The sequence below is a fragment of the Achromobacter sp. NCFB-sbj8-Ac1-l genome (assembly GCF_052695805.1).
Window position 1 is genome coordinate 3,669,642 of record NZ_CP199812.1, and the last position, 15,426, is coordinate 3,685,067.

13 protein-coding genes are annotated in these 15,426 nt (G+C 68.6%); 5 read left to right on the plus strand and 8 right to left on the minus strand.

Translation table 11 applies throughout. The features are described from left to right. Positions 1–16: 16 nt before the first annotated feature. The gene (locus ACUDP5_RS16750; RefSeq protein ID WP_445656638.1) at positions 17–1,309 is read right to left on the minus strand and encodes a cystathionine gamma-synthase family protein; all 1,293 of its coding nucleotides are present in this window, start codon (positions 1,307–1,309) and stop codon (positions 17–19) included. Between the two features lie 229 nt (positions 1,310–1,538). Between ACUDP5_RS16750 and ACUDP5_RS16755 the strand changes: the two genes are divergently transcribed. From ACUDP5_RS16755 to ACUDP5_RS16775, 5 genes are all read left to right on the plus strand, one after another. Next, positions 1,539–1,967, plus strand: coding sequence for an Lrp/AsnC family transcriptional regulator (locus tag ACUDP5_RS16755; RefSeq protein WP_445656639.1), 429 nt, complete (start codon positions 1,539–1,541; stop codon positions 1,965–1,967). 120 nt (positions 1,968–2,087) lie between these two features. Continuing rightward, positions 2,088–3,206 (plus strand): porin, encoded by a 1,119-nt coding sequence (locus ACUDP5_RS16760; protein WP_263914479.1) that lies wholly within the window; start codon positions 2,088–2,090, stop codon positions 3,204–3,206. Continuing rightward, positions 3,203–3,916, plus strand: coding sequence for an ABC transporter ATP-binding protein (locus tag ACUDP5_RS16765; protein WP_445656640.1), 714 nt, complete (start codon positions 3,203–3,205; stop codon positions 3,914–3,916). Before ACUDP5_RS16760 ends, ACUDP5_RS16765 begins: the two co-directional genes overlap by 4 nt. 43 nt (positions 3,917–3,959) lie before the next feature. Then, entirely contained in the window at positions 3,960–4,889 is a 930-nt protein-coding gene (locus ACUDP5_RS16770) for an ABC transporter substrate-binding protein (protein WP_445656641.1), read from the plus strand. 41 nt (positions 4,890–4,930) lie between these two features. Further along, positions 4,931–6,580, plus strand: a complete 1,650-nt coding sequence (locus ACUDP5_RS16775) for an ABC transporter permease (RefSeq protein ID WP_445656642.1) — start codon at positions 4,931–4,933, stop codon at positions 6,578–6,580. Positions 6,581–6,667: 87 nt separating this feature from the next. Here the strand turns inward: ACUDP5_RS16775 and ACUDP5_RS16780 are convergent, their stop codons facing one another. Genes ACUDP5_RS16780 through ACUDP5_RS16810 form a run of 7 tightly spaced genes read right to left on the minus strand, consistent with a single transcriptional unit; the run spans position 6,668 to position 15,201 of the window. Beyond that, positions 6,668–7,681 (minus strand): response regulator, encoded by a 1,014-nt coding sequence (locus ACUDP5_RS16780; protein WP_263914473.1) that lies wholly within the window; start codon positions 7,679–7,681, stop codon positions 6,668–6,670. 36 nt (positions 7,682–7,717) lie between these two features. Beyond that, positions 7,718–8,734, minus strand: coding sequence for a chemotaxis response regulator protein-glutamate methylesterase (locus ACUDP5_RS16785; protein WP_445656643.1), 1,017 nt, complete (start codon positions 8,732–8,734; stop codon positions 7,718–7,720). Next, positions 8,731–10,992 (minus strand): hybrid sensor histidine kinase/response regulator, encoded by a 2,262-nt coding sequence (locus ACUDP5_RS16790; RefSeq protein ID WP_445656644.1) that lies wholly within the window; start codon positions 10,990–10,992, stop codon positions 8,731–8,733. Before ACUDP5_RS16790 ends, ACUDP5_RS16785 begins: the two co-directional genes overlap by 4 nt. Next, on the minus strand, positions 10,989–11,660 hold the full coding sequence (locus ACUDP5_RS16795) for a chemotaxis protein CheW (protein WP_263914469.1): 672 nt from the start codon (positions 11,658–11,660) through the stop codon (positions 10,989–10,991). The genes ACUDP5_RS16790 and ACUDP5_RS16795 overlap by 4 nt, the downstream gene beginning before the upstream one ends. After that, the gene (locus ACUDP5_RS16800; protein ID WP_445656645.1) at positions 11,653–13,041 is read right to left on the minus strand and encodes a CheR family methyltransferase; all 1,389 of its coding nucleotides are present in this window, start codon (positions 13,039–13,041) and stop codon (positions 11,653–11,655) included. The genes ACUDP5_RS16795 and ACUDP5_RS16800 overlap by 8 nt, the downstream gene beginning before the upstream one ends. Beyond that, positions 13,038–13,574 carry a chemotaxis protein CheW gene (locus ACUDP5_RS16805; protein ID WP_263914467.1) on the minus strand — a complete coding sequence of 179 codons (537 nt, stop codon included), beginning with the start codon at positions 13,572–13,574 and terminating at the stop codon, positions 13,038–13,040. Before ACUDP5_RS16805 ends, ACUDP5_RS16800 begins: the two co-directional genes overlap by 4 nt. A 7-nt stretch (positions 13,575–13,581) precedes the next feature. Continuing rightward, on the minus strand, positions 13,582–15,201 hold the full coding sequence (locus tag ACUDP5_RS16810; protein WP_445656646.1) for a methyl-accepting chemotaxis protein: 1,620 nt from the start codon (positions 15,199–15,201) through the stop codon (positions 13,582–13,584). Positions 15,202–15,426 lie beyond the last annotated feature (225 nt).

Below are 15,426 nucleotides of genomic sequence, written 5' to 3' on the forward strand. Positions count from 1 at the left end.
CCGCGCGGGCGGGCAGCTATTTCATGACCGCAGTGCGAAAGGCCTGGTCCATATCGGCGATCAGGTCTTCTTCGTGCTCCAGGCCGATCGAAATGCGGATCAGGCCTTCGGACACGCCGGCCGCGTCGCGCTCGGCGGCCGGCACGCCCGAATGCGTGGTGGACGCGGGATGGCACACCAACGACTCGGTGCCGCCCAGGCTGACCGCCGACTTGAACAGGCGCAGCGCGTTGATGAAGCGAAACGCCTTGGGCCGCCCGCCGTCCAGCACGAACGCAAAGGTCGACCCCGGGCCGCTGCACTGGCGCTTGTAGACGGCCTGGTAGGCGTCGTCCGCGATCATTTCCGGATGGAAGATCTGCACCTTTTCATGCGGATTGCCCGCCAGCCACTGCGCCACCTTGGTCGCGCTGCGCGCGGCCTGCTTCATACGCAGCACCACGGTTTCCATCGAGCGCGTGATCATCCAGCACGAATGCGGGTCCAGTTGCGACCCGAAGGCGCTGCGGATGGCGCGCACTTTCTTGATCAGCTCTTTCGTGCCAGTGACCGCGCCGGCCACCAGGTCGCTGTGGCCGCCGACGTATTTGGTCAGCGAATACACGCACAGGTCCACGCCCTGCTCGGCCGGCTTCTGGAAGATGGGTCCCAGCAGCGTGTTGTCGCACACCGAGATCGGGCGGTAGCCGTGGCGCGACGCAAACGCGTCCAGCTCGGCCGTCATGGCCTGGAAGTCGATCAGCGCGTTGGTCGGGTTGGCCGGCGTTTCCACATAGAACAGGCGCACCGGGCCCTTGGCCGCGGCGGCTTCCAGGGCGTCGCGCATGCTTTGCGCCGACAGGCCGTCATGGATCGGATGCGAGCCGATGCCCCATTCCGGAAAGATCTTGGCGATCAGCGTTTCGGTGCCACCATACAGCGGCACGGACTGCACCAGCTGATCGCCCGGCCGCAGGAATGCCAGGAACACCGCGCTGATCGCCGACATGCCGCTGGACGTGACCGCGGCGTCTTCCGAGCCGTCCAGCAAGGACAGGCGGTCTTCGACGATTTCCAGGTTGGGATGGTTGAAGCGGCTGTACACCAGCCCGGCCGATTCGCCCTGCGGCAAGGGCTTGCGGCCCGACACCAGGTCGAAGAACTCGGCGCCGTCTTCGGCCGACCGGAACGCGAAGGTCGACGTGAGGAACACCGGCGGCTTGACCGCCCCTTCGGACAGGAAGGGGTCGAAGCCATACGACATCATCTGCGTTTCCGCGTGCAGCGGACGGCCGAAGATGTCTTTCTTGTGATAACTGGAATAACTCATGGTGTGCCTCTCTTTGGGGGAATTGCGGCCTACCTGCGGGCAACGTGCTCGTTCGGACACGATAGCGCCGCCCGCCGGGCGATGCAGCGAGTATGGGCCGCCCCGGCCACAATTTTCTTTCCATTTCTGCTGTCTAAATCGGATAATGAGAAACATCGTTTCCCATAACTCACCAACCATGAAAGACACTGCCTTGTTACATCAACTTGACGCGATCGATTGGAAAATCATGAAAATCCTTCAAGAAGATGGTCGCCTGTCCAACGCCGAACTGGCCGAGCGCGTGTCGCTATCCGCCTCGCCCTGCTGGAAGCGGCTCAAGCGCCTGGAAACCTCGGGCGTCATCCGCGGCTACCAGGCCATCCTGGACCGCCGCGCGCTGGGCATGGGGGTGGTGGCCTTCGTCAGCATCTCGCTGGACAACCACACCGAGAAAACCTGCCACGCCTTCGAGGCCTCGGTGGCCGCCATGCCCGAAGTGCTGGCCTGCCACAACACCACCGGCCAGCACGACTACCTGCTGCACATCGTGGCGCGCGACTTCGACGCCTATTCCGAATTCGTGCGCAACCGCCTGCGCACGCTGCCCGGCGTGAAGGAACTGCTCAGCACGCTGTCGATGCACGAAGTGAAGTCGTCGACCAAGCTGCATCTGTAGCGCTTGCCGCGGCGTGCCTCCTTGCGCCAGAAAACCACAGCCGCCAGAGGTGTCATGAAGCTGTAGCGACCGAAAAATAGAGTGTCGATTCCGATTGAATCCCAAAGAGGACTTCCTGTTATGAAATCGACGCTCCGCATTGCGGCGGCTGGCGCCTGCCTGTCCGTCTTCGCCCTCTGCCCCGCCCTCTCGGCGGCGGCCACCGCCCCCTCGGTCCAGCTGTACGGCCTGATCGACACCGGCCTGCAATACGTCAACAACGGTCCGGGCGGCAACAGCAAGACCGGCCTGGCCACGGGCAATCTCAGCGGTTCGCGCTGGGGCCTGCGCGGCACCGAAGACCTGGGCGATGGCCTGTCCACCGTGTTCGTGCTGGAAAACGGCTTTGATTCCGACAACGGCACCACCATGCAGGGCGGGCGCCTGTTCGGCCGCCAGGCCTACGTGGGCCTGGCCAGCAAGGACTGGGGCCGCCTGACGCTGGGCCGCCACAACACGCTGATGATCGAATGGATGAGCAAGTACAACCCGTTCGACAACGCCAACTTCTCGATCAAGCGCCCTGACGCGGCATTCTCCGACCGCACCGACAACGCCGTCATGTACGTCGGCAAGTTCGGCCCCGTTTCGGTCGGCGGCTACTACAGCTTCGGCTGGAACAACGAACAATCGTTCGACGACAAGACGCTGGGCCGCATGATCGGCGGCGGCGTGCGCTATCAGTCCGGCGGCCTGGACGCCGGCCTGCTGTACCACGCCAAGAACGCCGACAAGCCGGCCAAGGGCGCCAACAGCGACAACCGCGAAGACCGCATCGTGGCCGGCGTGTCGTACGACTTCGACGGCTTCAAGCTGTACGGCGGCTACCGCTGGCTGGAACAGAAGCTGACGCAGCGCAACTACAAGAACAACCTGACCTGGCTGGGTTTCACCTACCTGCCGGTGCAGAACAACCGACTGTCGTTCACCGTGTACCACCTGGACGATGCCGTGTGCGACGACATGAACAACGCCGTCTGCCCCGCCGCGCAAGCCGCGGGCACCGGCCAGAAGTCGACCATGTTCGTGCTGGGCAACGAATACGACCTGTCCAAGCGCACCACGGTGTATGCGGTGGCGGCCTACGCGGTCAACGACGACAAGTCGTCGCAGAGCGTCATCGGCGGCAAGTACGGCGCCAACGTCGAGCCGGGCAAGAACCAGTTCGGCCTGAACCTCGGCCTGCGGCACCGGTTTTGAGCGCGCTTGATCCCACCGCGGGCGGCACGGCGATTGCCGTGCGCGGCCTGCGGCACGCCTTCAACGGCCACACCGTGCTGGACGGCGTCGACCTGGACGTGCCCGCGGGCACCGTCCTGGCGCTGCTCGGCCCGTCGGGCTGCGGCAAGAGCACCCTGCTCAAGGCCCTGGCGGGCTTGCTGCGACCGCAGTCCGGCCGCATCGACTTCGGCGGCGCCACCGTCTGCGACGCGCGGCGCCACGAGCCGCCGGAACGCCGCGGCCTGGGCATGGTGTTCCAGGACTACGCCCTGTGGCCGCACCTGAGCGTGGCGCAGAACGTCGCCTTTCCGCTGGAAATGCGCGGGGTGCCGCGGCGCGAGCGGCCCGCCCGGGTGCAGCAAGCCCTGGCCCTGGTCGGCCTGGACCAGCACGCCACGCGCCGCCCGTCGGACCTGTCCGGCGGCCAGCAGCAGCGCGTGGCGCTGGCCCGCGCCATCGTGGCGCGGCCGCGCGTGCTGCTGTTCGACGAACCGCTGTCCAACCTGGACCGGGCCCTGCGCGAATCGCTTTGCGTCGAGATCGGCGCACTGCTGCGCCGGCTCGGCACCACCGCCGTCTATGTCACCCATGACCACGAGGAAGCCCATGCCCTGGCGCACACGATCGCCCGCATGGCGCACGGCCGCATCGCCGACCTTGTCATGTCCAAACCCCAGGACTCTGCCTAAAATGCCCCACGCACCCCTTTCAAAACTCCTCGCCACGTTCTTTATGACGCTTTCGTTCGGATTGGCCTCGGGCCAGGCCAAGGCGCTTACCGTTTACACTGCGGGCCCCGGCGGCCTGATCAAGCAATTGGCCGCGGGCTTCCAGGCAAAGACCGGCATCAAGGTCGACGTGTTCCAGGCCACCACCGGCAAGGTGATGGCCCGCCTGGAAGCCGAGGCCGCCAATCCGCGCGCCGACGTACTGATCTCGGCCTCGTGGGACACCGCGCAAGACCTGGACCAGCGCGGCTGGCTGCTCGCCTATGACAGCCCCAATGCGGCCCAGGTGCCGGCGCGCTTCAAGACCCCGACCTACGTCGCGCAGGGCATTTCCGCACTGGGCATCGTCTGGAATTCGCGCAGCGGCACGCCCGAACCGCGCGACTGGTCCGACCTGACCGGCCCGCAGTTCAAGCAGGCCGTCACCACGCCCGACCCGGCGCTGTCCGGCGCCTCGCTGGACCTGCTGCTGGGCCTGCAAAGCGCCCAGGGCGAAGCCGCCTGGAAGCTCTTTGAAACGCTGCGCGACAACGGCATGACGATCTCGGGCCCCAACGCCCAGGCGCTGACGCCGGTGCTGCAAGGCGCCAAGGCGGCGGTGTTCGGCGCGGTCGACTACGTGTCGTACGCCAGCGTCGAAAAGGGCGAATCCATCAAGGTCATCTTCCCGTCCAGCGGCACCGCCATCGCGCCGCGTCCGATGATGATCCTGAAGACCACCAAGGCGCCCGACGACGCCCGCAAGTTCATCGACTATGTGCTGTCCGAAGACGGCCAGCGCGCCGTCGCCGACGCCTGGCTGATGCCGGCGCGCCAGGACGTGGCCGGCAAGCGGCCCCTGTTCAAGGACCTGGCGCTGCTGCCCGAGACCGCGCCCGGCGCCCACCGCGCCGAGGTGCTGGCCCGGTTCGCCCGCCTGTTCGGCCAACACTGACCGACCGGGATGCCGGCCCGCCCGGCATCCCCACCCCCACCATGAAAAGCGTCTTCATCCTGGCGGCCATCACCCTGGCCGCCCTGGGCGTGCTCGTCGCCCTGCCGATGGCCTTCGTCGCATTGCAGGCCATCTTTCCGCACCTGGCCGACGGGTCGCTGCGCAACCCCTTCGGCGCCTGGGCGGCCACCCTGGCCACGCCGGCCGCACTGACCTTGATCGGCGGCACCCTCAAGCTGGGCCTGGGCGTGGCGGCCGTCAGCGCCGTGATCGGCATTCCGCTGGGCGCCCTGCGCGGTCTGTTCCAGGTGCCGCTGGCGCGGCTGTGGGACCTGCTGTTCCTGGTGCCCTTTTTGCTGCCGCCCTACATCGCCGCGCTGTCCTGGACCATGGCGCTGCAACCGCGCGGCTACCTGGAACAGCTGGCCGGCTTCCACCTGGGCCCGCTGCTGTTTTCCCCGGCGGGCGTGACGCTGGCGATGGGGCTGGCGATCTTTCCGGTGGTGTATTTCGCCGTGTCGCGCAGCATGGCCGCCACCGGCGCGAGGCTGGCGGACGTGGCGCGCGTGTTCGGCGCCGGGCCCTGGCGCGCCTTCGTGCGCGTCACCCTGCCGCTGGCGCTGCCGGCCATCGCGGCCAGCCTGCTGCTCGCCTTCACCCTGGCCATCGAGGAATACGGCGTGCCCGCCGCGCTGGGCGCGCAGGCCGGCGTCAGCGTCATGACCACCGCCATCGAGCGGCGACTGGCGGACTGGCCCATCGACCTGCCCGGCGCCGCGCTGCTGTCCATGGTGCTGGTAGCGTTGGCGTTGACCGCCTACGCAGTGCAGCGCGCGCTGGTGGCCGGACGCGGCTTCGAAACCACCACCGGCAAGCCCGCCCCGCTGGCGCGCGGCCCACTCGGCCCCTGGCGCTGGCCGGTGCTGGCCCTGTTTGTCGCCGTCGCGCTGGTGGCGGTCGCGGCGCCGCTGGCCTCGATGCTGGCGGCCGCCTTGACGCGCCACGTCTCGGCGGGCCTGTCGCCGGCCAACCTGACCCTGGCCCATTTCGCGGCCTTGTTCCAGAGCGGCGGCGAAGCCTGGCAGGCGTTGTCCACCAGCCTCTTCCTGGCCAGCGGCACGGCGCTGGCGGCCGGCGCCGTGGGCCTGCTCGCGGCCTGGTGCGTGGCGGGCCGGCACGTGCCGGGCGCCGCCGTCATCGACGCGCTGGCGCTGCTGCCCGCCGCCCTGCCCGGCGTGGTGGTGGGCGTGGGGCTGATCCTGGCCTGGAACCAGCCGTTCTGGCCCGCGTCGCCCTACGGCACCTGGGGCATCCTGCTGCTGTCGTACACCTGCCTGCTGCTGCCCTACCCCGTGCGCTACGTCGGCGCGGCGCTGTCGCAGATCGGCGCCAACCTCGAAGCGGCCGCGCGGGTGCACGGCGCCAGCGCGGCGGCGGCGCTGCGCCGCATCGTGCTGCCGCTGGTGCTGCCGGGCCTGGCCGCGTCGATGCTGATGGTGTTTGCCGTGGCCTCGCGCGAATTGGTCACCTCGCTACTGCTGGCGCCGGCCGGCGTGCAGACGGTGTCGATCTTCGTCTGGCGCCAGTTCGAGCAAGGGTCCGTGGGGGAAGGCATGGCCATGGCCGCGGTGGCCGTGACCGTCAGCCTGACGCTGATGCTGGCGGCCACGCTGATCCGGCGCCGGCAATAAGGCTGGCCTGAAGCGCCGCGGGGCCTTGCCTTGCAAAGGCACGGCCCCGCGCGCAGGCCCCGCACAACGCCGGGGCCGTTTGCTGAATTACATCTGCCCCTGCACTACCCGGTTGCGGCCCTGGCGCTTGGCCTGGTACAGCCCGCGGTCGGCCACCTGGATCAGGTCGGTGCAAGGCTGGTCGGCCACCGGCACGGCCGTGGCAGTGCCCACGCTGACGGTCAGCCACGGTCCGCCGCCCGCATCCTTCTGCGGAATCTGCATCGCTTCCACCGCGCGGCGCAGCTTTTCGGCGGCCAGGCGGGCGCTGCCCGCCGGCGTGCCCGGCAGCACCAGCGCGAATTCCTCGCCGCCAAAACGCGCCGCCAGGTCGGTGGACCGGTCGCAGCTGGCAAAAATGGTGTTGGCCACGCGTTTGAGGGCCTCGTCGCCGGCGATGTGGCCGTAGGTGTCGTTGTAGGACTTGAAGTGATCCACGTCGATCATCAGCATGCTGATCTCGCGCCCGTCACGGCGCGCACGCAGCCATTCGGCGTTGAGGTATTCATCGAAATAACGGCGGTTGCCCAGGCCCGTCAGGCCGTCCGAATTGGTCAGGCGGCGCAATTCCATATTGCTTTCCAGCAGCTGCTGCTGGCTCTGGCGCAGGGCCTGGTAGGCCTCGTCGCGTTGCACCATCGCCAGGTACGAGCGCGAGTGGTAGCGGATGCGGGCCACCAGTTCGATCGAATCGGGCAGCTTGACCAGGTAGTCGTTGGCGCCGGCCGCGAACGCCGCGCTCTTGATGGCCGGGTCTTCCTTGGTGGACAGCACGATGATGGGAATGTCGCGCGTCACCGGATGGCTGCGGTATTCCTGCACCAGACTCAGGCCGTCCACGCCCGGCAGCACCAGGTCCTGCAGAATCACGGTGGGCCGCGTCTGGATGGCGACGGTCAGGGCCTTGTAGGGGTCCGAACAATAGTGGAAGTCAATGTTGCCCTCCGTGGCCAGGGACCTGCGGATGGCCTCGCCGACCATCACCTGGTCGTCGACCAGCAATACCATGGCCGCATGCGAATTCAGGTCCGCCGACGCCGGGCTGTCAATGGGAGGGTGCATAGTGTCTGTCCTTGATGTCTCGCTGTATCCGCCGGCTCAAGCAAACGCCTGGATCAAACGGGGGGCAATCTTGTCCAACGGGCGGATTTCAACGGCGGCCTGCAGCGCGGCCGCCGCTTTCGGCATGCCATAGACTGCGCTGGTGGCCTGGTCCTGGGCAATGGTCAGGCAGCCGCGCTCGCGCAGCGCCTTCAGGCCGCGCGCCCCGTCCTGGCCCATGCCCGTCAGCAGCACGCCGACCGCCAGGCCGCGCCAGTGCTGCGCCACGCTATGAAAGAATACGTCAATTGAGGGACGGTACAGGCTTTCTTTGGGATTCTCGGTGTAACGCAGCGTACCATCCGCCACCAGATGCAGATGGTCGTCGGTGCCGGCAAGCAATACCTGGCCCGGCGCCGGGCGCTCGCCTTCGCGCACCAGCCGCACCGGCAGATCGACCTGATCGTTGAGCCAGTCGGCCATGCCAGCGGCGAACGAGGCGTCCACGTGCTGTACCAGCACGATGCCGGCGGGAAACGTCACGGGCAGGTCGCGCAGCAGTTGCGCCAGCGTGGCCGGGCCGCCGGCCGACGCGCCGATCACCAGCAGCCCCTGCGACGGGCCCAGCTGGGTCGCGCTGCGGGCCACCGGCGTCAGCGCCGTGCGGTTATTGCCGTAGCGGCCGATCAGCCAGCCGATATTGCGGATCTTGCGCAGCAAGGGCGTGGCCGCCGTGCGCAGGTCGGCGCTGCCCACCACCGGCGTGTCCACCGCATCCAGCGCGCCGTAGCCCATGGCATCGAACACGCGCGCAGTGTGGCGGGCCACGTCGACCGTCACCACCACGATGGCGCAGGGAGTTTCGGCCATGATGCGGCGCGTGGCCTCGACGCCGTCCATGACGGGCATGATCAGGTCCATCAGCACCACGTCGGGGCGGTCCTGGGCACAGCGTTCCAGGGCCTCCTGGCCGTTGGCCGCCACCCAGGCGACTTCCAGCCCGGGTTCCAGGGCGATGACACGCCGCAGGGTTTCGACGGCCATCTGCAGATCGTTGACGATGCCGATTCTCACGTTCGCGCCTTTCCGATCAGGTCTTCGACGGCGTCCAGCAGGGCGTCGTCGTGGAAGCTGCCCTTGGCGAGGTAATAGTCGGCACCGGCATCCAGGCCGCGCCGCCTGTCCTCTTCGCGATCTTTGTAGGACACTACCATCACCGGCAGGCTTTGCAACTTGGGGTCAGCCTTGATGCGCGTGACCAGCTCGATGCCGTCCATGCGCGGCATGTCGACGTCGGTCACCACCAGGTCGAAGGGCTCGTTGCGCAGCATGTTCCAGCCGTCCATGCCGTCGACCGCCACCGCCACGTCAAAGCCGCGGTTCAGCAGCAGCTTGCGTTCCAGTTCGCGCACGGTCAGCGAATCGTCCACCACCAGCACGCGCTTGCGGCGCCGCGCCTGCGCCACCGGGCCACCGCCGTCCACGCGGGTCAAGCGCCCGCCTTCGACCAGCTTCTGCACCGACAGCAGCATGTCCTCGACGTCCAGGATCAGCAGCGGCGTGCCGTCGTCCATCAGCGAACCGGCCATCACGTCCTGCACCTTGCCCAGGCGCGGGTCCAGCGGCTGCACGACCAGGGTGCGCTCGCCCACGTAGCGATCCACGGCGATGCCGTAGCGCTTGTCGTGGTCGCCCACCACCACGACCTGCAGCGTCTCGGCCGCCGGGGCGGGGTCGCCCGACCGCAGGATCTGGCGCGCCGACACCAGGCCGATCTGGCGGTCCATGAAGCGGAAATGCTGGTGCCCTTCAAGCTGCTCGATGTCCTCGGCGCGCACCTGCAACGCGTGGCTGACGTAGGCCAGCGGAAACGCGTAGATTTCGCCCTGCACCTCGACCAGCAGGCTGCGCACCACCGACAGCGACAGCGGCATTTCCAGCACGAAGCGGGTGCCCTGCCCCGTCTGCTGGTGGATGCGCACGGCGCCGCGCAACTGCCGCACCATGGTCTGCACCACATCCAGCCCGACGCCGCGGCCCGAGATCTCGGTCACTTCGCCACGGGTGCTGAAGCCGGACAGGAACAGGAATTCCAGCAGTTCGGCCTCGCTCAGGCGGGCGGCGGTCTCGCTGTTGGTCAGCTTGCGCTGCACCACTTCGACCCGCAGGCGGTCCAGCGAAATGCCGCCGCCGTCGTCGCTCAGTTCGATCAGCAGCATGCCGGCGGCGTGGCGCGCCGACAGCCGGATCAGGCCCTCGGGCGGCTTGCCGGCTTCCAGGCGGTCCATCGGCATCTCGATGCCGTGGTCCACCGCGTTGCGCAACAGGTGCATCAGCGGCGCATCGAGCTTGTCCAGGATGTCGCGATCGACCTGGGTGGCGTCGCCATCGATTTCCAGCCGCACCTGCTTGCCGAGCGAGCGGCCCAGGTCGCGCACCATGCGCGCCATGCCCCCCACGCCGTCGCCGAAGGGCCGCATGCGGCAGGCCAGCGCCGTGTCGTACAGGCGCTGCGCCAGGTGGCCCATGCGCCAGCCGAATTCATCGACCTCGCTGGCGCGCTGCGTCAGTTCCTGCTGGCAGGCTTCGACGATGCGCTGGGCATCGTCCAGCGCGGCCTGGCTGCGGGCATCCAGGTGCGCCTCGGCCAGCGACGCGCGCAGGCTGTCCAGCGCCTGGCCCGCGCCCGATTGCAGGCGCCGCAGCCGCAGCATGGACGCGCTGAACGGCGCGATCCAGTGCGATTCGACCAGGGTTTCGCTGGACAGGCCCAGCAGCTTGTTGAGCGTGTCGGCCGTGACCCGCAGCACCCGCTCGCCCTCGCCCAGCGCCTGGTCCGACACGCGGCGCGCGGGCGGGGGCGGCGGCGGCGGGTCGCCAGGCCGCTGGATCGGCGGCAGAAAGTCGGATGGCCTGGGCGCACGTTCGACCACCGCCGCGGCCGGCGGCGCATTCGGCGCGTTGGACAGGCGGGCCACCAACTCGTCGATCTCGCTGCCCAGTTCGGCGCCCGGCGTGGCTACGCGCTGCAGCAGGTCCGCACCCAGCAGCAGCGCGTCGATATCGGCGGCCTGCAAGCGCAGCCGCCCTTCCTGCGCCGCCACCAGGCAGTCTTCCATTGCGTGCGCAATGCGCACGGCCGGATGCAGGTCGACAATGCGCGCGGCCCCCTTGAGCGAGTGCGCGGCGCGCATGCAGGCTTCGAGCTGGGGCGCCGACGTCGGGTCGTGCTCCAGCGCCAGCAGGCCGTTGTTCAGCACCTGCACCTGATCGCGGGTTTCCAGCTGGAACAGTTCCAGCAACGAGGCGTCGCGCATCTGGTCCGGGTTCACGCCAGGCTCCGTTCCATGGCTTGCATCAACAGGGTCTCGTCCAATACGCCCACGCTATGGGCACCGCAGCGCACCACGCCGCGGGAATATTTCAGGCTGGCGCCTTCGACCGTGGCGGGCAGCGCGCCCAGCGCGTCCAGGTCCACGGAATGGATACCTTCGACCTCGTCGACCGGCAGCACCACCGCGCGGCCGGCGCCGCCGAAGATCAGCATGCGCGCCGCCGACGGCCGGTCGCGGCCGTTGTCGGCCGCCGTGGCGTCCAGCCCCAGCAGCCGCGCCAGCGACACGCACACCGTCAAGGTGCCGCGCACGTTGGTCACCCCCAGCACCGCCGGATCGCGCCGGTGCGGCAGCGTCAGGATGGCCCGCGTGCTGGCCACTTCGTCCAGCGCCTTGGTGGACAGCCCCAGCCATTCGTTGCGCAGGCGGAACACCAGCAGCGACGACAGGCGCGCCTGCGCCGCCAGGGCGGCAGTGGTGTCCTCGACCTGCGCCGCGGCCTGCGGCGGCAGGCGGTCCAGGATGCGCTTGGCCGCCGCGGCATACACCGGGCAGTTGCGGCAATGCACGTGTTCGGGCAGCCGTTCGCAGCTTTTATCGCCGCGGATGCCGATGCGGTTCCAGCAATCGTCCACTTCGGACAGCCTGGCCAATGCGTCAGTCACGGCGGGCCTCCTGGCGCGCGGCGCGCGCCTGCAAGCGGCGGGCGCCTTCCTGGTCGCCTTCGGACGCGATCAACGCGGCCAGGTGCAGCAGCGCCTCGCGGTGGGTCGGGTCCAGGTACAGCGCCTTGCGGTAGGCGGCCTGGGCCTGGCGGGCGTCGCCTTCGGCGTCCTGCAACAGGCCCAGCAGGTACAGCGCCTGGGCGCTGGCGCCGTGGCGGTCCAGGTGAGCGCGGCACCGCGTCATCGCCTCGGCGACACGGCCCTGGTCGGCCAGCATCGCGACACTGCGCAGCGAGGCCTCGGTGTCGTGGGCGGCAGGCGCAGGATAGGACGGGGAATGGGCGGCGCTATGGCCCGCCAAGGCGGACGCCGTGGCGACGGCCGGGCGGGGCGCCACGGCCCGGATCGGCGCGCGGCCTTGCGCCCCCAAGGCGGGCCGAGGAGCGGGCGGCGGCGCCGTCCAGGCCATCGAAGCGGGCGCGGCGCCGTCAACCGGGGCCGCCGGTTCGGCCCGGAACGCAAACGCCCGCGCCATCGGCACCGCCGGCAGGCGCCGCGCCGTCAGCAGGCTGGTCTCGGCCGGCCCCACGAACAGAATGCCGTCGCGCCGGGCAAAGCGGCGCAGCACCGCCACGGCCCGTTCCTGGGTGGCGGCGTCGAAATAGATCAGCAGATTGCGGCAGAATACGAAGTCGTAGGGCGCCGTGTGCGGCAACAGTTGGTCGTCGAACAGGTTGCCCGCCAGAAAGCGCACGCGGGCCGTGACGTGCGCAGCCAATTGATGGCCCTCGGCCGTTTCGGTGAAATAGCGGTCGCGGTACGACAGGTCGTCGCCACGGAAGGAATTGCGGCCGTAGCAGGCGCGGCGGGCGAATTCGACCATGCGTTCGCTGATGTCCACCGCGTCCACCTGGAAGCGCGCGGCTGGCACGCCGGCATCCAGCAAGGCCATGGCGATGGAGTAAGGTTCTTCGCCGCTGGAACAAGGCACGCTCAACACCCGCAAGACCTGTTCGCTGGAAGCGGTGGCTGCGGCGGCCGATGCTGCGGCGGCCGATGCCGCGGCGGCCGGTGCCGCGGCGGCCGATGCCCTTGCCGACAGCCCCGTGCCAAACAAGCGCTCGCGCGCCAGCGCCGCCATCGCGGCCTGCGATTCCGGGTAACGGAAGAACCACGTTTCCGGCACGATCACGGCCTCGATCAGCTGCTGCATCTCGGCCGGCGAGGTCTGTACCCGCATCAGGTAGTCCTGCTCCTCGTCCGCGCCCACGGCCTGCATGCGCAGGCGCACCGCGCGTTCGATCGCGGCCTTGCCGATCGAGCCGCTGTCCAGCCCCATCTTGCGCTTGAGCACCGTGCTGAATTCATCCACCCGCATCATGGCAGGGCTCCTGCCCGCGCCGCGTCGGCGGGAAACAGCAATGCGCGCACCGGCTCGGGCAACAGATCCGCCACCCTCACGGCCTGCACCATGCCGCGCGCATCGCTCAGTACGGGGCCCAGGTAGCGCGCGGCCGGCATGTCCAGCCCCACGGGCTGGAACGCGGCGGGATCATAGTGCACGGTTTCGGTCGCCTGCTCCAGGATCAGCCCCAACAAGCGCGCGTCGCCCTGGCCGTCGGGCCGGTAGCGCACCAGCGCCAGCCGGGTGCTGGTCACCATCACCGCATCACCGGCGCCCGCCAAGGCGCTCAGGTCAATGGCCGGCACCGCCGTGCCGCGGCAGTCGAACACGCCGGCCACCCAGGGCGGCGTGCCGGGGACCTGCTTGAATGCGCGCATGCCCAGCACTTCGACCACGTCGGCCGCGTCCAGCGCGTAGCGGTCCGCGCCGATGCGAAACAGCAGGTACAAACGGCGCCGGGCGGCGGCGTTGCCGGCCGCCGCGGGCGGGATCGGGGCAAGGTCGGGCATGGCCGCCTCAGACCTTGAAGCGCGATACGCCGCTGCGCAGGTCGTTGGCCACCAGCGTCAGCTCTTCGATCGCCAGGCTGGACTGGCGCAGCGATTCCACCGTCTGCTGGGCCGCGTCGCTCAGTTGCTGCAAGGCCTGGTTGATCTGCTCGGCGCCGGTCGCCTGCGCCTGCATGCCTTCGTTCACCATCTGCACGCGCGGCGCCAGCGTCTGCACCTGCTGGATGATCTGCGACAGCTGGTCGCCCACCTGCTGCATGTCGGCCATGCCGCGGCGCACTTCTTCCGAGAACTTGTCCATGCCCATCACGCCGGCCGACACCGACGACTGGATCTCGCGCACCATCTGCTCGATGTCGTAGGTCGCCACGGCCGTCTGGTCCGCCAGGCGACGGATCTCGGTCGCCACCACCACGAAGCCGCGGCCGTACTCGCCGGCCTTCTCGGCTTCGATGGCGGCGTTCAGCGACAGCAGGTTGGTCTGGTCAGCCACCTTCGTGATGGTGGTGACTACTTGCGTGATATTGCCGGCCTTCTCGTTGAGGATGGCGAGCTTGGCATTGACCGAACCGGCCGCGCCGACCACGTTGCGCATCGTGTCTTCCATGCGCGCCAGGCCGACCTGCCCGCTGCCGGCCAGCGAGGCCGTCTGCTCGGCGGCGCCGGACACTTCCGTCATGGTGCGCACCAGCTCGCGCGAGGTGGCCGAGATTTCGCGCGACGTCGCGCCGATCTCGGTGGTGGTGGCCGCCACTTCCGATGCGGTGGCCTGCTGCTGCTTGGACGTGGCCGCGATTTCGGTGACCGACGTGGCCACCTGCACGGCCGAGCGCTGGGTCTTGCTGACCAATCCGGTCAGTTCGTCCACCATGCCATTAAACCCGCCCTCGATGGCGTTGAATTCGTCCTTGCGGGCCAGCGTCAGCCGGCGCGTCAGGTCGCCGCTGCCGGTGGCTTCCAGCGTCTTGACGATGGCATTCATGGGGTTGACGATGGCGCGCATCAGCAGGATGCCGCAGATGACGGCGGCCACGATCGCCAGCCCCAGCGACACGAGCATGCCGACCTCGGCCGTGTCCACGGCCTTCTGGATGCTGATGGCCGACTCGTCGGCCTGCTGCTTGTTGGCCGCCACCATCTGGGCCAGCACATCGCGGCCGATGTAGAACGCCGGACGCAGGTCGGACTTGATCTTGGCCTGCGCCTTGGCCGGGTCCGCCTGCATGGCGGGATCGAGGATTTCGCCGCGGATGCGCATGTAGGCTTGCAAGGTCTTTTCGAATTCCTCGAACATCCGCCGGTCGTCGCCGCGCACCACCGTGCGGCGGTATTGCTCGATGTTCTCGTGCAGTTGCTGGTCATTCTTGGGCAGCGCGGCCAGGCCAGCCTGGCGCTCCTGCTCGGAGTCGCTGTTGAAAGCGTCCTGCACCACCACGAAGCCCGCGAACCACGACGAACGGATCGACGTGCTGTAGTAGATGCCCGGCACCGCGTCCGAATTGATCGACTCGGCCTCGGCCTCGACCTGCAGCAACCGCTGGTAATCGACCACCACCATCAGCGCCATGATGGCCAGGATGACCAGGAAGCTGGCGATGATGCGTTCACGTAGTGTCAGATTCTTCATACCGGGGACCTTTGTGCAGTATCGGCTGCCCGCGCTCGGATCGGCGCGGTCGACGCTGGCGGCGCACGTTGTCGGCGCGCCGGCCGCCCGTTCATGACGGGATGTGGGAATAATCAACAATTATTGCAAAGGCGCGGCCGCTCAGCCATGAAAAAACAGGGGAAACCCCATAAAGCCGCCCTGGTTCGTCGGAAAAAAGCAAAGCCCTCTTACAAGGGCTTGTCT